Genomic DNA, 14,807 nt, shown 5'->3' with positions numbered 1-14,807 from the left:
TGTGTCACATAGGAGGGACGTAACATTTCACTTTTGTGATATCTGACAAAAAAGCCGACAAACAACCGTCGGCTTTTCTTATATATGAAACATATGGTTAGAAGTTATAGTTTGCACCGATAGAGACGATATAAGCGTCACCGCCCGCTTCAAATGTGAAGCCATCTTCAGATCCCGTTACGCTATCACCGCTCAGGTATGCAATGCCAGCGTCAATAGTCAAAGCGTCAGAGCTCGCATATGTTGCTCCAATGCTATACCAAGTACGATCAGAGTCAGGAATACTGAGAGTTCGGTATTCTTCCTTTACTGGACTTTCATCATATGCAACACCAGTTCTAAGTGTCCATTGACTGTTTAGGTAATGGGTAGCACCAACAGCATAGCGCCAGCTATCTTCCCATTTTTCATCTTTCTGCAAACATTCTCCAGTTTCAGCAGGAGAAACTGTCCAATTTGTACAATCAGAACTTGTCGCTTTTAGCTCCTCAAAGCTACTCCAGCCAATTCTCATCGCACTATAATGCAGCGCCCAGCTTGAGTTTAATTGATGAAAGCCAGAAATCTCGAAAATATCTGGAAGATTTAGTTCAAGCTCTCCAGCGACTGTTTGTTGAGGCTTGGTTAAGGCTGTTGAAATCCCTCTATAATCGCCTTCGAGCGTAATATCAACTTCAGAACGGTAGCCTAAACCCAAACGATTATTTTCATCAATCTCCCACAACGCACCAGCATTCCAACCAAACCCCCAGCCGTCTCCTTTAAGATGAGCGACGTTATCTGTAGGTGATGTGAGGTATGTAGCCACACTATTTAGTGTTGAGAGTGCAGCGCCAGCTTGTCGGTTTAGTTCAGCTTCGGCATAAACGGCGTTCAGCCCAAGACCCAAGCTCCATTGCGGTGCGACTTTATAAGCAAAATTGAGATTGAAATCGACCGTAGTGAGTTCGGTTTGCCCAGCGATTGAACCTGCGACTGAATCAGTCGGATACTCTGTTGATAGGCCAAAATTTGAATAGGTCGAAAAGCCGATTGCCATTTTTTCGTCAATCGGGCGTATGTAATGCAGGTAAGGGACGATAGCGTCTGGAGCGACATCTTTATGATCCGCACTCATCCCTGTAAATGCGGGATTGCTAGTATCAACGCCTGAAGCAGTATTTACCTTTCCATCTACGTCAGGCTGAATAAATGACAAACCACCAGAAACCTGAGCGGAGTCAAACATGGTCATGGCAGCAGGGTTTCGAACTGCTACGGCGGCGTTATCTGCAATTGCTGCTTCGCCAGCAAATGCGCGGCCTAAGCCACTTGCGGAGTGTTCACTGATCTGAAAGCCTGCGCTATGTGCCTGAAAAGCGGCTAAAGCCGCAGCGGTTGCAAGTAGAGTACGTTGGGTGATTGGTTTCATCTATTTTGCCTCTTTGTCACTGCCTTGTAAGTTCCCGCCTCTGGTTTGCTTTATGCACTTTAGTGCATGAACGGGTTGGTCTTAAGCAGTATAGGCACAGACTTGAGATATAGCTGGTTTGTTATCAATAGTTTGAGGGGGAGCAAACCGGATATTTATGCATGGGTGCAGCTGGGGGCTTTTTCCAAAATTGACGTGGTCTTTGTTGAAACGATGACGGGCTGCCGGATTATTTGTGCAGCGCCGCCATGAATGTCGATGGTAGGGCTCGAATTATTCTTCTGCGGTGTGTGCGGAATCATCTTCCTCTGCAGTTTCAACCTCAAGAACAGGCCAACCGCCAAGTTTTTTCCAGCGGTTTACGATCTCACAGAACAACTCGGCAGTACGTTCGGTGTCGTACAATGCTGAGTGGGCTTCGCGGTTGTCAAAGGCGATACCTGCTGTTTTGCACGCTTTGGCAAGTACGGTTTGGCCTAATGCCAGTCCACTTAGTGCTGCGGTATCAAAGGTGGCAAAAGGGTGGAAAGGATTACGCTTTAAGTGTGTGCGTCCCGCTGCTGCCATGACGAAGCTATGGTCGAATGTCGCATTATGCGCCACCATGATTGAGCGCTGACAGCCAGATGCTTTTTGCTCTTTTCTGATGAGTTTGAAGATTTCTTTCAGAGCATGCTCTTCGTCAACCGCACCTCTCAGAGGGCTAAATGGGTCGCGAATACCGTTGAATTCGAGTGCCTCTTTGACTAGGTTTGCGCCTTCGAAAGGTGCGACATGAAAGTGGATCGTTTTATCGGGAGACAACCAACCATCGTCGTCCATTTTTAGCGTGACGGCACAAATTTCCAGCAAGGCGTCTGTGTTCGAGTTAAATCCAGCCGTTTCGACATCGATAACAACTGGAAAGTATCCGCGGAATCGTGCTTTAAGCGTGTTAAGGTTGGTTTCTTGAGTCATGTCTCGTGCAACTAGTAAAAATCAGGCGTGCATTATGGCAGAAGCGCGAGGCATTTTCATTTTCTACTTTGGCTCAACGGCATTAAAATAAACACTAAAGATATGACGTCACTGACCGATATGGTAAATAGCGTTATCCAACATTAGAAACAGGAAACTGCCCTGCCATGAAGAGAGTTACTTCCTCTCCACTGCTGACATTTTTCATTGCTGCAAGTGTGTTGCCGTTGTCGGCGAATGCCAGCAAATTCTATGGCGCAAAACCAACAGAGTCTTTGTGGCAGGTGACCGTGGATACACCTATTGAATGTCGTATTGAACACATGATCCCGAACTATGGGATGGCGACGTTTACGTCGCGAGCAAGCAAAAAAATCAATTTGGATTTTGAGCTAGAAATGCGTCGGCCAATGGGAAAAACAGAAAATGTATCTCTGGTGTCTATGCCTGCGGTTTGGAGACCGGGTGAAGCGGCGGAATACATTGATAGATTGAGGTTCTTTAAGCAGTTTGATGGGTACGTTGATGGCCAAACTGCATGGGGTATGTTGGCTGAGTTAGAAGGTGGACGATTCCCTACCTTCAATTTTCAAGAATGGCAAAGCCGTGGAAAGCGCGTTGATGTAGCCCTATCAGCCGTTTCGTTCCAGCAACCTTACAATGAATTTAGCAGCTGCATTTCTCGTTTGTTACCGTATTCGTTTGAAGATATTGCTTTCACCGTTTTGCATTACAATGATAACGGCGACGATCTCAACAAACCATCAATGGCAAAGTTGGCTCAAATCGCAGAGTTTGTTCGATATAGCCCAGATATCGATTTGGTATTGATGGCCACCTACACGGATGGTCGTGGTGCGAAAGCGGCAAATCAACGAATGTCAGAGATTCGAGCTAAGAATCTCGAAGAGTACTTCATGTCCTTAGGCCTGCCGAAAGATCGTATTCAAGTGGAAGCGTTTGGTGAGCGTCGACCGATTGCTGATAATGATAGCCCTATCGGTAGAAATAAAAACCGACGTGTGGTCATTTCTCTCGGTCGAACCATTATCTGATAAACATAATACAGGCACTTAAGCGCAGACAGATTAAATTAACATCTGGGAACGAGCTTCTGGATAGAAGAAAGCCCCGCGTAATAACGTCGGGGCTTTTTGTTTGTTGCTGCCAGTTTATTCGTATCCACCTAGGGTGGTATTAAGAAACCTCTGCTGAGGAGGTGGCTTTCTTGGGTGCGATCATCGCTAGTAACGCCTGCTCGTCGACGGTATCTTGCTGAGAGTCTGGCAAGAAAGATTCTGCGTATTGCAGGTAGATTTTCTGCTCAATGAAGAGGCGGAAAAGCTTGGCATCAACATGCTTGTCTTTTGCCATAAATGCCAGAATCTTAAGTGCCTCACTCAGTGTTTTAGCCTTTTTGTAAGGGCGGTCACTGGCGGTGAGTGCTTCAAAAATATCGGCGATAGCCATGATTCGTGCGTCAACAGAGAGGTTTGTTTCATCTAAACCATAAGGGTAGCCTTTACCATCTAATTTCTCGTGATGACCGCCTGCGATATCGGGTACATGAGCAAGATGTTTAGGGTACGGTAACTTTCTTAACATTTTAATGGTTTGTATGATGTGATCGTTGATGATGAATCGTTCTTCATCGTTCAATGTACCGCGCTGAATGGAAAGGTTATATAACTCACCGCGATTGTACTGGAGTTTAGGGACTGCAAGCTTAAACTCCCAATCTTTGAAAGTCTCGAGTTGTTGTGGCAACCAAGGGATCTCATGATCGACAGAATCTGAGAGCACGCTTTCTTTTGATGGAAGTGCGATATCACCTCGTTGTTTTCGACGGTCTTCTTCTTCCCAAGACAAACCTTGAACATCATCGATGGTGCGATACCAAGTGCGAGAAGCTATCTCTTCTAAACGTGTAATGTTTTTGGTGTCCATGAATTCACCACCAAGATTGCATTTGGCGATAAAGGCAAAGTCGTCATCAAGCGTTTTTTGCTCATTGCTTAACCAAGCATCCAAAGCTTCTACTTCTTTTCCACCAACACGCTGCTTCCAATAGCTGATTTCCGCATCGCGTTTGAGTACTTCGAAGCGCGTTCGTACTTCGTGAATGCGATTGTAGATGGTTTCGAGCTTCGTCGCTTTGTCGACCACATATTCAGGCGTCGTGACTTTGCCGCAATCATGAAGCCAGGCAGCGAAGTACAGCGCCTCTTGATTATGTTCATTGAGAGAGAAATCGGGAAAATGCTCTGTATCTTTGCTCACCGCATCAGCGAGCATGAAGGTGAGTTCCGGAACACGTTGGCAATGTCCGCCTGTATACGGAGATTTGGTATCGATGGCGGATGCCATCAGCTCAACAAATGACTTGAACAGGTGCTTTTGAGCGGCCACCTGATCCCAGTTTTCTTTGATGAGGGAAGCAAATCCCAAAAACTGGGTAATAAAATGAATTTTTTCTTCTTGATGATCAGGTGTGTGCTGATTGAAACCAAGGAACACATATCCCACGTTTTCATTGTCGCGGTTATTTAAAGGCAATACCCAAGCACGTTTTAGGTCAACGGGAAGCAAACCACGCTGAATGTCAGTTGATGAAGGGGTAAAGCTGAAGAACTTCTGTCGAGAGAGCGCACTTACCATTTGCGGTGACTCTGCCAGTAGTTTGGAGACGTTGATGGTCGCTTTGTTCGCATGTTCAGGGTAACTGGCCGTTAGTGATAACTGTGAATCGTTGTTCTCGGACGAGGTTGTCCACATCAATACATAGTCTGCCCCAGAAGCTTGGTGGCAGTGAGAGACGATGTCTTTAAGCAGTTCATCGAAGTTGGAACTATTTGATACGCGGTGAAGTGTTTCTAAAAAACCGCTAATGGTGTCAGCCATGACACCAATAGATTCCGACAATGCCGTGACTTCCGCTATCGGCGATGTGGGAAGTGTGATGTTGGCAAAATCTAGGTTTTTGATTTTCTGAGTTTCTTTACCTATGGCTTTTAGTGGTTTTGCGATTCGTGCAGAAGCACCTAGCACCATCAGTGTCCCCAGAAGTAACACTAATGCACTGATAATGATCTGGTTGTTTTTTGCATCCAATGCGCTGCCAATGAGTTGTTGCTCTGGAATCGCTTTTGCTAACCACAACCCTCTTTCCTCCGTAAACGGAATACGAACAAGGTTAAGCATCCATGTTTGGTCCAATGACTCTACATTGGTCGTTATTTCATTGAGTTCAGATGCCACGTAAAGTTGGTTAAGGGGGGATAACTCTAGTGCATTGGATAACTCATTTTGTGAATCCCCTGTGGCATTTGATAAGAAGCCGTTGTGGGCGATGATGTTTCTATTATCGTCTAGCAGGAGAAGTTGTGTGTCGTCTGAATCTGAGAGGTCAGTTAGGAAGTTAGATAGAGAAGCCAGCGTAATATCTGCTGCGATAACACCAGAATTATCAGGCAGTTGTCGAGATAGTGTGATTCCCATTCGCTGTATAAAGAAGTAGAAGTAGGGGTCCGTGATGTAGATGCTTCCGTCTCTGGGGGCAACTTTAAACCAAGGTCGCGTAGTAGGGCGATATTTAATCGAATTTACGTCTCTACTGATAAATTTCAGGCGGCTATCGTAATACGTTCTTAGCTGTGTGCCACTGGCATCGTTGATATCGACCATGATGTGGCTGTTATCTGGCGTTTCAAATTGTTTGCGCATAAATGCTGCGCTGGTTGACCTTATAAAGGCAGAATTTTCGTCAGGGTGGCCAAGGTAAATAGAGAGAACATCGGGGTTTCTTTTCATGATTGCATCAACGGTGCCAAGCCAACCTTGGTCATTTGATGCATGGAACCTCTGACCATATTCTGAAACTGCTAAAGCATCTAACGCGGTTGTGACAGGAGCAACCAACTTTTGAAATGCCAGTTTCACACGCTCTGCACTCTGTTCAGTTCTGTCCTGCGCGAGTTGTTCGTTAAGGGCTTTAGAGTTTTGATAACTCATCACAATCAAGAATACTGAGAGAATAGAGACAATGATGAAGAAAATACCTGCGATGTGCAGTTGGAGCGTATAGCGACGCTTAGTCATATTTGCCATGTCTTAAATGTGAGATATTGACTAGAGCATACCAGAACATTTTTTAGACAGGATGAATTCGTTTAATCGTTTGAATGTCATCACGAAATCGTGAAATGGATGTATCGCGGTCGAGCCACAATATTTTGGAATCGTGCGATGTACAGATTCAATGAGAGAGGAAAACAGTCAGGCAAGAATAGAAATCGTGGGCTGCAAGTACGTAGTGATAACAGCCCACAGGGTATGTTGTTGAAGGTCTGGATTAGTTACCTAACCCAGCAGATGCACTTTTATTTTGAATAAGTTCAATCTTATAGCCATCAGGGTCTTCAACGAATGCGATTTCTGTAGAGCCACCTTTAACCGGGCCTGGCTCGCGAGTGATGTTTGCGCCCGCAGCGCGCAGCGCATCACAGGTCGTGTAAATATCATCAACACCAATGGCAATATGGCCAAATGCAGAACCCTGCTCGTATTGAGTGGTTCCCCAGTTGTAAGTTAACTCAATCACAGCGCCGGTAGATTCATCACCGTAGCCAACGAATGCAAGAGTATATTCGTACTGCTGGTTCTCGCTCTTACGCAGCAATTCCATGCCCATAACATCAGTATAAAAACGAATCGAACGATCTAAATCGCCAACGCGAAGCATAGTATGCAGAATACGACCATTGCTCATGTTGCTCTCCTTAAAGGGGTTTCTGGCAGGCTGAATCAGTTTGATGCTGCCATTTTAATCGATAGAATTTTACAGAAATTCGGACTACTCGTCGGGGTAGATTTTATCTTTGAACTCGCAAAGATCTTCGATAATACAACTGCCACAGCGGGGTTTTCGAGCGACACAGGTATAGCGCCCATGTAGGATCAGCCAGTGATGAACGTCAACCTTGAATTCTTTTGGTACGACTTTCAGCAGCTTTTCTTCTACCAGATCGACGTTTTTACCCATCGCAAATTTGGTGCGATTGGAGACGCGGAAAATATGCGTATCTACGGCGATAGTTGGCCATCCGAATGCCGTGTTCAATACGACATTTGCAGTTTTTCGGCCTACACCGGGCAGTGCTTCTAATGCCGCGCGATCCTCGGGTATTTCGCCACCGTGTTGCTCGACTAAAATTCGACAAGTCTTGATGACATTTTCGGCTTTTGAGTTAAACAAACCGATGGTCTTGATGTATGACTTCACGCCGTCCACACCAAGATCCAGTATCGCCTGCGGCGTATTTGCAACGGGGTAGAGCTTATCCGTGGCTTTATTGACGCTGACATCCGTGGCTTGAGCAGAAAGCAATACCGCGATCAGCAGTTCAAACGGCGAACTCCATTTGAGCTCGGTTTCTGGATGCGGGTTTTCTGCTCGTAATCGCTCCAAAATCTGAATACGTTTTTCGTTATTCATTTTTCATCCATTGAAAAGGTGGAGTTAGTCGGCGGACGTGATGCGGGCACGTTCAATAACCGTTTTCTCTTTAGGTTGCTTTTTGGCTTGGCGTTCATCAATGACATTCTTGGCTGCAATAATAAATCCAACCGTCAAAAATGCGCCCGGTGGCAACATGGCGAGCAAGAATGGGCTGTCAAAGTGAAACACCTCAATGCGAAGCCCTGCCGCCCAATCACCGAGTAAGCGATCGGCACCGTCAAATAAGGTGCCGTTTCCCATGATTTCACGGAAAGCGCCTAAAACAACGAGTGCTGCAGTCATCCCCATGCCCATCCAGAAGCCATCTAGCACTGCTGGCAACGGTGTGTTTTTAGAGGCAAAGGCTTCGGCACGACCAATAATGATGCAGTTGGTCACGATAAGGGGAATGAAAATACCCAGTGATTGATATAAGCCAAAGGCATAAGCATTCATCAGTAACTGGACACACGTAACCAGAGAGGCGATGATCATCACGAAGATTGGAATGCGTACTTCTTTGGGTACCCATTCACGTACTAATGACACGATTAGGTTTGATCCAACCAGTACCAGTAAGGTTGCAAGGCCGAGTCCTAATGCGTTTGTCACCGTAGCCGATACCGCCAACAGCGGACATAGGCCAAGCAGTTGAACCAGAGCTGGGTTATTCAGCCACAGTCCATTTTTCATTAGCTCATTGTTTTGGCTCATGATGCATCTCCACAATTAAGCGGCTGACGAGTAATCGTGTCAATATTTTGCATGGCATACCACGCTGCATTTCGAGCAGCACTGACAACCGCTCGGGGGGTGATGGTTGCCCCTGTAAATTGGTCAAACTGTCCACCGTCTTTGTAGACAGCCCAACGTTTATCATCAGCACTTTCGACCGATTTGTCACTGAGGGACAGAATCCAATCTGACACATTTAGGTCAATCTTGTCACCCAAACCGGGTGTTTCGGCGTGCTTAAGCACACGAACACCAAGCACAGTGTTATTGGTGTCGATGCCGACCAATACTTTAATCGCACCATTGTAACCGTCTGGCGCAATAGCTTCGATTGCGAGCGCGGTAGTTTTTCCCTCTTTGGTCGCGATGTAAACCGGCATTGGGGCGTCTGTCCCCAAGCGAGTATCTTGCACTAAGGTGCATTGTTTCGCGAGTGCATTGTCATGCAAGCCCTTGGGAATGACTTGATTAAGAACCTGCAACAATTGGATGCGTTCTTGTTCAGCAATGGTGTCTTTTGTCAGTGTGTTGGTTACAGCCACTAAGCCTGTTGAAAGCAGCGCTGCCAGAGCCAGAATGGCTCCATTGTTTCGCATTGCGCGGATCATTTGCTTTCCTTCTTGTAGCCGTAAGCGGTGGGTTTGGTGTAGTAGTCTATCAACGGTACGCACATGTTGGCGATGAGAACGGCAAAGGCCACGCCATCTGGGAACCCGCCGAAGGTGCGGATCAAATAGACGAGCGTGCCGATCATTGCACCAAACACCAAACGACCTTTGGTTGTCGTAGAGGCTGATACTGGATCGGTGGCAATGAAGAATGCCCCTAACATGGTGGCACCGGAAAACAGATGCAGAACAGGAGATATAACAGCATCGGGGCTGATTGCGTACCCGATCGTGCTTAAAACTAATAGCGAACCTAACATGGCGGTTGGGATTTGCCATTGAATAATGCGCTGCTTTATCAGTGCCAGTCCGCCGACGAGGAACGCAAGGTTAACCCAGCCCCAGCCAATACCTGCAAAGGTGTCGAAAACGGGGAGTTGCACTGCTTCTGAGACGGTATTACCTGCCAACAAAGCAGTCTTTACGGTATCTAAAGGTGTTGCCATGGTCATGCCATCGGCGGCAACGCGAAGTTGGTTAACGCTAAAACCGTCAGTACTCAAACCTGTAAATATGCTTGAAGCACTGTCCATGATGCCCAGTGGCTGTGCGATGAGGGAAACCGGTGGTAACCATGTTGTCATCTGAACAGGGAAGGAAATCAATAGGACAACGTAGGCAACCATGGCCGGGTTGAATGGGTTTTGCCCTAGACCGCCGTATAGGTGCTTTGCGATGACAATGGCAAACAAGCTACCAATGACCGCTATCCACCAAGGCGCGAAGGGTGGAATGGAAATACCGATTAACAAGCCAGTCAACAGCGCTGAGTTATCTTGCAAATAACGCTTTATAGGACGCTTTCGAAGGGCAACGATAGCAGCTTCGGCGAGTATGGCAGTCACTGACGCAATGGCAACTTGAAAAAGTACGCCCCAGCCAAAGAAATAACAGAGTGCAGCAATACCGGGTAAAGTGCATAGCAGCACCAGCATCATGATATCGCTGGTGCTTTTACGGTTATGGCTGTGTGGACTACTGGCAATAAAAAAGGCCACGGTTACTCATCCTCATTATTAGTATTATTCTGTGCAGCCTTACGCGCTTTGGCTCGGGCGATAGCAGCGGCGACAGCAGCTTTCTTAGGATCAACGTCTGTGATTTCAGGCTCTGAAGCCGCGCTTTGGTCAGCGACTACATCTTCCACTGGGGCTTCAGCTTCAGCTTGCTGTGCAGCCTTACGCGCTTTGGCTCGGGCGATAGCAGCGGCGACAGCGGCTTTCTTAGGATCAACGTCTGTGATTTCAGGCTCTGAAGCCGCGCTTTGGTCAGCGACTACATCTTCCACTGGGGCTTCAGTTTCAGCTTGCTGTGCAGCCTTACGCGCTTTGGCTCGGGCAATAGCAGCGGCGACAGCAGCTTTCTTAGGATCAACGTTTGTGATTTCAGGCTCTGAAGCCGCGCTTTGGTCAGCGACTACACCTTCCACTGGGGCTTCAGTTTCAGCTTGCTGTGCGGCCTTACGCGCTTTGGCTCGGGCAATCGCAGCGGCGACAGCAGCTTTCTTAGGATCAACGTCTGTGATTTCAGGCTCTGAAGCCGCGCTTTGGTCAGCGACTACATCTTCCACTGGGGCTTCAGTTTCAGCTTGCTGTGCGGCCTTACGCGCTTTGGCTCGGGCAATCGCAGCGGCGACTGCGGCTTTCTTAGGATCAACGTCTGCGACTTCAGGCTCTGAAGCCGCGCTTTGGTCAGCGGGTGCGTGTTCCACGGGTGCTTCGGTTTCAGCTTGCTGTGCAGCTTTACGTGCTTTGGCTCGGGCAATCGCAGCGGCGACAGCGGCTTTTTTCGGGTCCGCTTCAGAGGCTTCTTCCGTTGGGGCCTCAACTTCGGTTTGTTCTGTCGCTTTACGTGCTTTAGCTCGAGCAATGGCAGCAGCAACAGCGGCCTTCTTTGGATCGACGTTGGCGTCGATAGGTTCTGGCGCTGACGATTCAGTCTCTGATTGTTCCGATGCTTTTCGTTCGCGTGCCAGACGTTTGCGCTCTTCACGCAATTTCTTCATTTCGCTGTTGTCAGGCTCACTCAGCCCTTGTGCAGCGGCTTCCGCTTGCTTCGCTTTGGCTTTAGCTATCGCAGCAGCAACGGCGGGTTTAACAGCAGTGGCGGCATTACCTTGTTCTGATTTTGCTTTTACGCGAGCGATAGCTGCGGCGATGGCATCACCGTCGTCAGATTTTGCCATGGCTTGGCGGCGATTTTCCGCTGCTTTTTTATGGCGCTCTTCGCGTTGCTGCTTTTCACGCTCCATGCGCATTTTTTTCGCTTCAAAACGCTCACGGGCTCTCTCTGCCGCAAGCTTTTCAGCATCACGCGTGCGAATTTCTGCCTTGGCTTGTCGGTAGTATTGTACCAGCGGAATTTCACTAGGGCAGACGTAAGCGCAAGCGCCACATTCAATACAATCAAAGAGGTCGTATTCTTGGCATTTGTCGAAATCTTGATCTTTGGCATACCACTGCAGTTGCTGAGGCAATAAAGATGCAGGACAAACTTCTGCACAAGCACTGCAACGAATACACGCCATTTCACTTTGCGAAGGTGCAATTTCTTTCTTGCTCGGCACTAAAATGCAGTTTGTCACTTTGGTGACAGGCACATCAGCATGCGGAACGGTATAGCCCATCATAGGACCACCAATGATCAGCCGCTCGAGTTTAGGGTCGGGTTGGTAACCGTGTTTGTCTAATAGGAAGCGAACGGGGGTTCCTAACAGAGCCCAGCGGTTTCTCTGTTCGTGAAGTGTGGTGCCAGTTAGTGTCACCACACGTTCAATTAATGGCTCACCATCAATCACTGCACGCTTAATCGCAAAAACCGTTCCGACGTTCTGCATCATTACGCCAATGGCGGCTGGAATAGATTTTGCGGGAACTTCTTTGCCTGTGATGAGTTTGATCAGTTGTTTTTCACCACCAGACGGGTATTTGGTGGGGACGACTTGTACCAAAATGTTTGATTTACCCGTCGTCGCTGTTTTGAGTGCTGCAATGGCTTCGGGCTTATTGTCCTCCAGCGCGAGAACTGTCATTTGAGGCGTTACAATATGCTGGAGGACTTCAACACCTTGAATGATCTCTTCTGCACGTTCTTGCATCAAACGATCATCTGCGGTGATGTAAGGTTCACATTCAGCGCCATTGATGATCAGCACTTCTGTGCGTGCGAGTGCCGTTTGTAGTTTTCGCGCAGAAGGGAATCCCGCACCACCCATACCTGCAATACCCATCATCCGAATATGATCAATGAGCGTTTCTGGCGTGGCTTGGCTGAAATCAGACAGGCTGGTTTTCTCACACCACGCATCTTCAAAATCAGGGCGGATCACAATGCAGGTTTCTGATAAACCTGAGGCATGCGCGATGGTGCGCGGTTCTATGGCAACCACGTCGCCTGATGTCGGTGCGTGTACAGGGCAGCACTGCAATATGTCTGATTTTGTCAGTGGTTGACCTTTCAGTATTTTGTCACCGACGCTGACTAATACTTGTCCTGTCGTTCCGATGTGTTGTTTCAGCGGCAGCACGATTTCATTCGGAATCTCTGCAGGCAATATACCTTGTTCACTTGACTGACGTTTGTTTTCTGGTGGATGAATACCACCATGAAAATCCCAGACTTGGCCTTGTTTTATTTGTTCGATAAGGGTGCTCATGCTTTCTCAGCTCCCTTCTGCGGCGTATCAGACAGTTGAACAACAGGAATTTGCTCCAACTGCCATTTCCAAGTTTCAGGTGTGGTTTTTACAGGGATCATTTCAATACAGTCAGTGGGGCAAGGGGCTACACACAAATCGCAACCAGTACACTCGTCTTTGATGATGGTGTGCATGGCTTTGGTACTACCAATAATGGCGTCGACAGGGCACGCTTGGATGCATTTCGTGCAACCAATACAGTCATCTTCGTAAATAAAAGCAACCGTTTTAACGGCTTCTTCTTCGTGTGCAGATTCTGTCGCTTCAACGCCCATGAGGTTAGCGAGCTTTTCAATGGTAGCTTGACCACCAGGAGGGCACTTATTGATGGTGTCGCCGTTGGCAATCGCCTCTGCATAAGGTCGACAACCCGGATAACCACATTGACCGCATTGGGTCTGAGGTAGGATTGCATCAATTTGTTCAACAATGGGATCGGCTTCGACTTTAAACCGAATAGATGCAAACCCTAGCAAAATACCAAAAATAGCGGCAAGTACAGCGATAGCCAGCACCGCAATTAAAATTCCGGTCATTACAGTTTCACCAACCCAGTAAAGCCCATGAATGCTAGCGACATCAAGCCAGCGGTGATCATCGCGATAGAAGCGCCGCGGAATGGCTGTGGCACATCGGCTGCCGCAATTCGTTCACGCATCGCGGCAAACAGAATGAGTACTAATGAGAAACCCGCCGCTGCGCCGAAGCCATAGATGATGGATTCTATAAAGTTGTGCCTTTCATTGATGTTCAATAGCGCAACACCTAATACCGCACAGTTGGTCGTAATGAGCGGAAGAAAAATACCGAGTAAACGGTAGAGCGTCGGGCTGGTTTTGTGCACCACCATTTCTGTGAATTGCACAACGACAGCAATCACGAGAATGAAGCTAAGGGTACGCAAGTACTCAAGGCCTAATGGCGCCAACACATAGGTCTCGACCAAATAGGCGCTTACTGACGCAAGCGTCAATACAAAGGTGGTCGCCAGCCCCATCCCGATTGCAGTTTCGAGTTTCTTGGAGACACCCATAAATGGGCAGAGGCCAAGAAACTTAACCAACACAAAGTTGTTTACAAGGACAGTGCCGACAAGAAGCAACAAATACTCAGTCATGCCATTCTTCGAAAATTTATAAAGATCTTTGTATTATCGGCGTTTGACGCCGCTATAACAACAGATAGGCGGCAGGGTTTTTAGGCAAAATACCGATAGCGAGCGATCTTTGAGCAAAAACGCATGTTGATTTACATGTGAGCAAACCATTAATAACAGTTACGTAGAGTGATTTTCAAAGGGATCAGTTTATCTGGAGGAAAAAGCGTTCTTGTTATACAGCGAGTTTTCGTTGAATGGCTGTTATGAAACAATTTTTTGCTTTCCTACAGTGTGACACACTGAAAGAAAGGCGGAAAAACCTAGTTCAGAGCTGGGTTTCCAAAGTAGCTCCCCCTGCAAGACTGGAATGGGCCCGCCTAGGGTTGCGACAATCAGTGCAGCGCACTGAATAACAGACGAAAAAAAACCTAGTCCGAAGACTAGGTTTCTAAAAGTGGCTCCCCCTGCAGACTGGAACGGGGCCGCCTAGGCTTGCGACAAATCGCGAAGCGATTATCCCAAACGAAAAAGGCCTCGTCTTTCGACAAGGCCTTTGTAATGTGGCTCCCCCTGAAGACTGGAACGGGGCCGCCTAGGCTTGCGACATATCGCGAAGCGATACTCTCAAACCCATGATTCGTTMMTAGAACAAACCATGAAAAGTGGCTCCCCCTGCAAGACTTGAACTTGCGACATACGGATTAACAGTCCGCCGTTCTACCGACTGAACTAAGGGGGAACAG

Annotated in this window: 12 protein-coding genes and 1 tRNA gene; 1 reads left to right on the top strand and 12 read right to left on the bottom strand. The window is 47.6% G+C overall.

Translation table 11 applies throughout. From position 1 onward, the window contains the following. Window positions 1–97 precede the first annotated feature (97 nt). Both L4D06_RS16310 and rnt read right to left on the bottom strand, forming a co-directional pair. Window positions 98–1,411: an outer membrane protein transport protein gene (locus L4D06_RS16310; RefSeq protein ID WP_429740438.1), complete on the bottom strand. Its 1,314-nt coding sequence runs from the start codon at window positions 1,409–1,411 to the stop codon at window positions 98–100. Window positions 1,412–1,684: 273 nt separating this feature from the next. Continuing rightward, complete coding sequence (gene rnt / locus L4D06_RS16305; protein ID WP_274165143.1) at window positions 1,685–2,368, bottom strand: ribonuclease T; 684 nt, start codon at window positions 2,366–2,368, stop codon at window positions 1,685–1,687. Window positions 2,369–2,535: 167 nt separating this feature from the next. Here rnt and motY point away from each other — a divergent pair, with 167 nt between their 5' ends. Further along, window positions 2,536–3,423, top strand: a complete 888-nt coding sequence (gene motY / locus L4D06_RS16300) for a flagellar protein MotY (protein ID WP_274165144.1) — start codon at window positions 2,536–2,538, stop codon at window positions 3,421–3,423. A gap of 142 nt (window positions 3,424–3,565) precedes the next feature. Here the strand turns inward: motY and L4D06_RS16295 are convergent, their stop codons facing one another. From L4D06_RS16295 to L4D06_RS16250, 10 genes are all read right to left on the bottom strand, one after another. Then, entirely contained in the window at window positions 3,566–6,466 is a 2,901-nt protein-coding gene (locus L4D06_RS16295) for an HD domain-containing phosphohydrolase (protein ID WP_429740437.1), read from the bottom strand. A 253-nt stretch (window positions 6,467–6,719) separates the two neighbouring features. After that, window positions 6,720–7,136 (bottom strand): lactoylglutathione lyase, encoded by a 417-nt coding sequence (gloA, locus tag L4D06_RS16290; RefSeq protein ID WP_429740436.1) that lies wholly within the window; start codon window positions 7,134–7,136, stop codon window positions 6,720–6,722. A gap of 84 nt (window positions 7,137–7,220) precedes the next feature. Next, window positions 7,221–7,862 carry an endonuclease III gene (gene nth, locus L4D06_RS16285; RefSeq protein ID WP_429740435.1) on the bottom strand — a complete coding sequence of 214 codons (642 nt, stop codon included), beginning with the start codon at window positions 7,860–7,862 and terminating at the stop codon, window positions 7,221–7,223. Between the two features lie 24 nt (window positions 7,863–7,886). After that, complete coding sequence (locus L4D06_RS16280; RefSeq protein WP_274165148.1) at window positions 7,887–8,579, bottom strand: electron transport complex subunit E; 693 nt, start codon at window positions 8,577–8,579, stop codon at window positions 7,887–7,889. Continuing rightward, on the bottom strand, window positions 8,576–9,208 hold the full coding sequence (rsxG, locus tag L4D06_RS16275; RefSeq protein WP_274165149.1) for an electron transport complex subunit RsxG: 633 nt from the start codon (window positions 9,206–9,208) through the stop codon (window positions 8,576–8,578). The genes L4D06_RS16280 and rsxG overlap by 4 nt, the downstream gene beginning before the upstream one ends. Further along, window positions 9,205–10,266 carry an electron transport complex subunit RsxD gene (gene rsxD, locus L4D06_RS16270; RefSeq protein WP_429740434.1) on the bottom strand — a complete coding sequence of 354 codons (1,062 nt, stop codon included), beginning with the start codon at window positions 10,264–10,266 and terminating at the stop codon, window positions 9,205–9,207. Before rsxD ends, rsxG begins: the two co-directional genes overlap by 4 nt. A gap of 2 nt (window positions 10,267–10,268) precedes the next feature. Then, entirely contained in the window at window positions 10,269–12,923 is a 2,655-nt protein-coding gene (gene rsxC / locus L4D06_RS16265; protein ID WP_429740433.1) for an electron transport complex subunit RsxC, read from the bottom strand. Beyond that, entirely contained in the window at window positions 12,920–13,501 is a 582-nt protein-coding gene (gene rsxB, locus L4D06_RS16260; RefSeq protein WP_274165767.1) for an electron transport complex subunit RsxB, read from the bottom strand. The genes rsxC and rsxB overlap by 4 nt, the downstream gene beginning before the upstream one ends. Beyond that, window positions 13,501–14,082: an electron transport complex subunit RsxA gene (gene rsxA, locus L4D06_RS16255; RefSeq protein WP_274165766.1), complete on the bottom strand. Its 582-nt coding sequence runs from the start codon at window positions 14,080–14,082 to the stop codon at window positions 13,501–13,503. The genes rsxB and rsxA overlap by 1 nt, the downstream gene beginning before the upstream one ends. 645 nt (window positions 14,083–14,727) lie before the next feature. Continuing rightward, window positions 14,728–14,803 (bottom strand) — tRNA-Asn (locus L4D06_RS16250). Window positions 14,804–14,807: the final 4 nt, after the last annotated feature.

Origin of the sequence: Enterovibrio makurazakiensis, assembly GCF_050336585.1 — a bacterium.
GTDB classification, from domain to species: domain Bacteria; phylum Pseudomonadota; class Gammaproteobacteria; order Enterobacterales; family Vibrionaceae; genus Enterovibrio; species Enterovibrio gelatinilyticus.
Note: the sequence above shows the minus strand (reverse complement) of the source record. Positions and strands in the feature narration are given on the sequence as shown.

Coding starts and splice junctions, on each gene's coding strand:
- L4D06_RS16310 (WP_429740438.1), bottom strand. CDS start 1,411: ATGAAACCAATCACCCAACGTACTCTACTTGCAACCGCTGCGGCTTTA.
- rnt (WP_274165143.1), bottom strand. CDS start 2,368: ATGACTCAAGAAACCAACCTTAACACGCTTAAAGCACGATTCCGCGGA.
- motY (WP_274165144.1), top strand. CDS start 2,536: ATGAAGAGAGTTACTTCCTCTCCACTGCTGACATTTTTCATTGCTGCA.
- L4D06_RS16295 (WP_429740437.1), bottom strand. CDS start 6,466: ATGACTAAGCGTCGCTATACGCTCCAACTGCACATCGCAGGTATTTTC.
- gloA (WP_429740436.1), bottom strand. CDS start 7,136: ATGAGCAATGGTCGTATTCTGCATACTATGCTTCGCGTTGGCGATTTA.
- nth (WP_429740435.1), bottom strand. CDS start 7,862: ATGAATAACGAAAAACGTATTCAGATTTTGGAGCGATTACGAGCAGAA.
- L4D06_RS16280 (WP_274165148.1), bottom strand. CDS start 8,579: ATGAGCCAAAACAATGAGCTAATGAAAAATGGACTGTGGCTGAATAAC.
- rsxG (WP_274165149.1), bottom strand. CDS start 9,208: ATGATCCGCGCAATGCGAAACAATGGAGCCATTCTGGCTCTGGCAGCG.
- rsxC (WP_429740433.1), bottom strand. CDS start 12,923: ATGAGCACCCTTATCGAACAAATAAAACAAGGCCAAGTCTGGGATTTT.
- rsxB (WP_274165767.1), bottom strand. CDS start 13,501: ATGACCGGAATTTTAATTGCGGTGCTGGCTATCGCTGTACTTGCCGCT.
- rsxA (WP_274165766.1), bottom strand. CDS start 14,082: ATGACTGAGTATTTGTTGCTTCTTGTCGGCACTGTCCTTGTAAACAAC.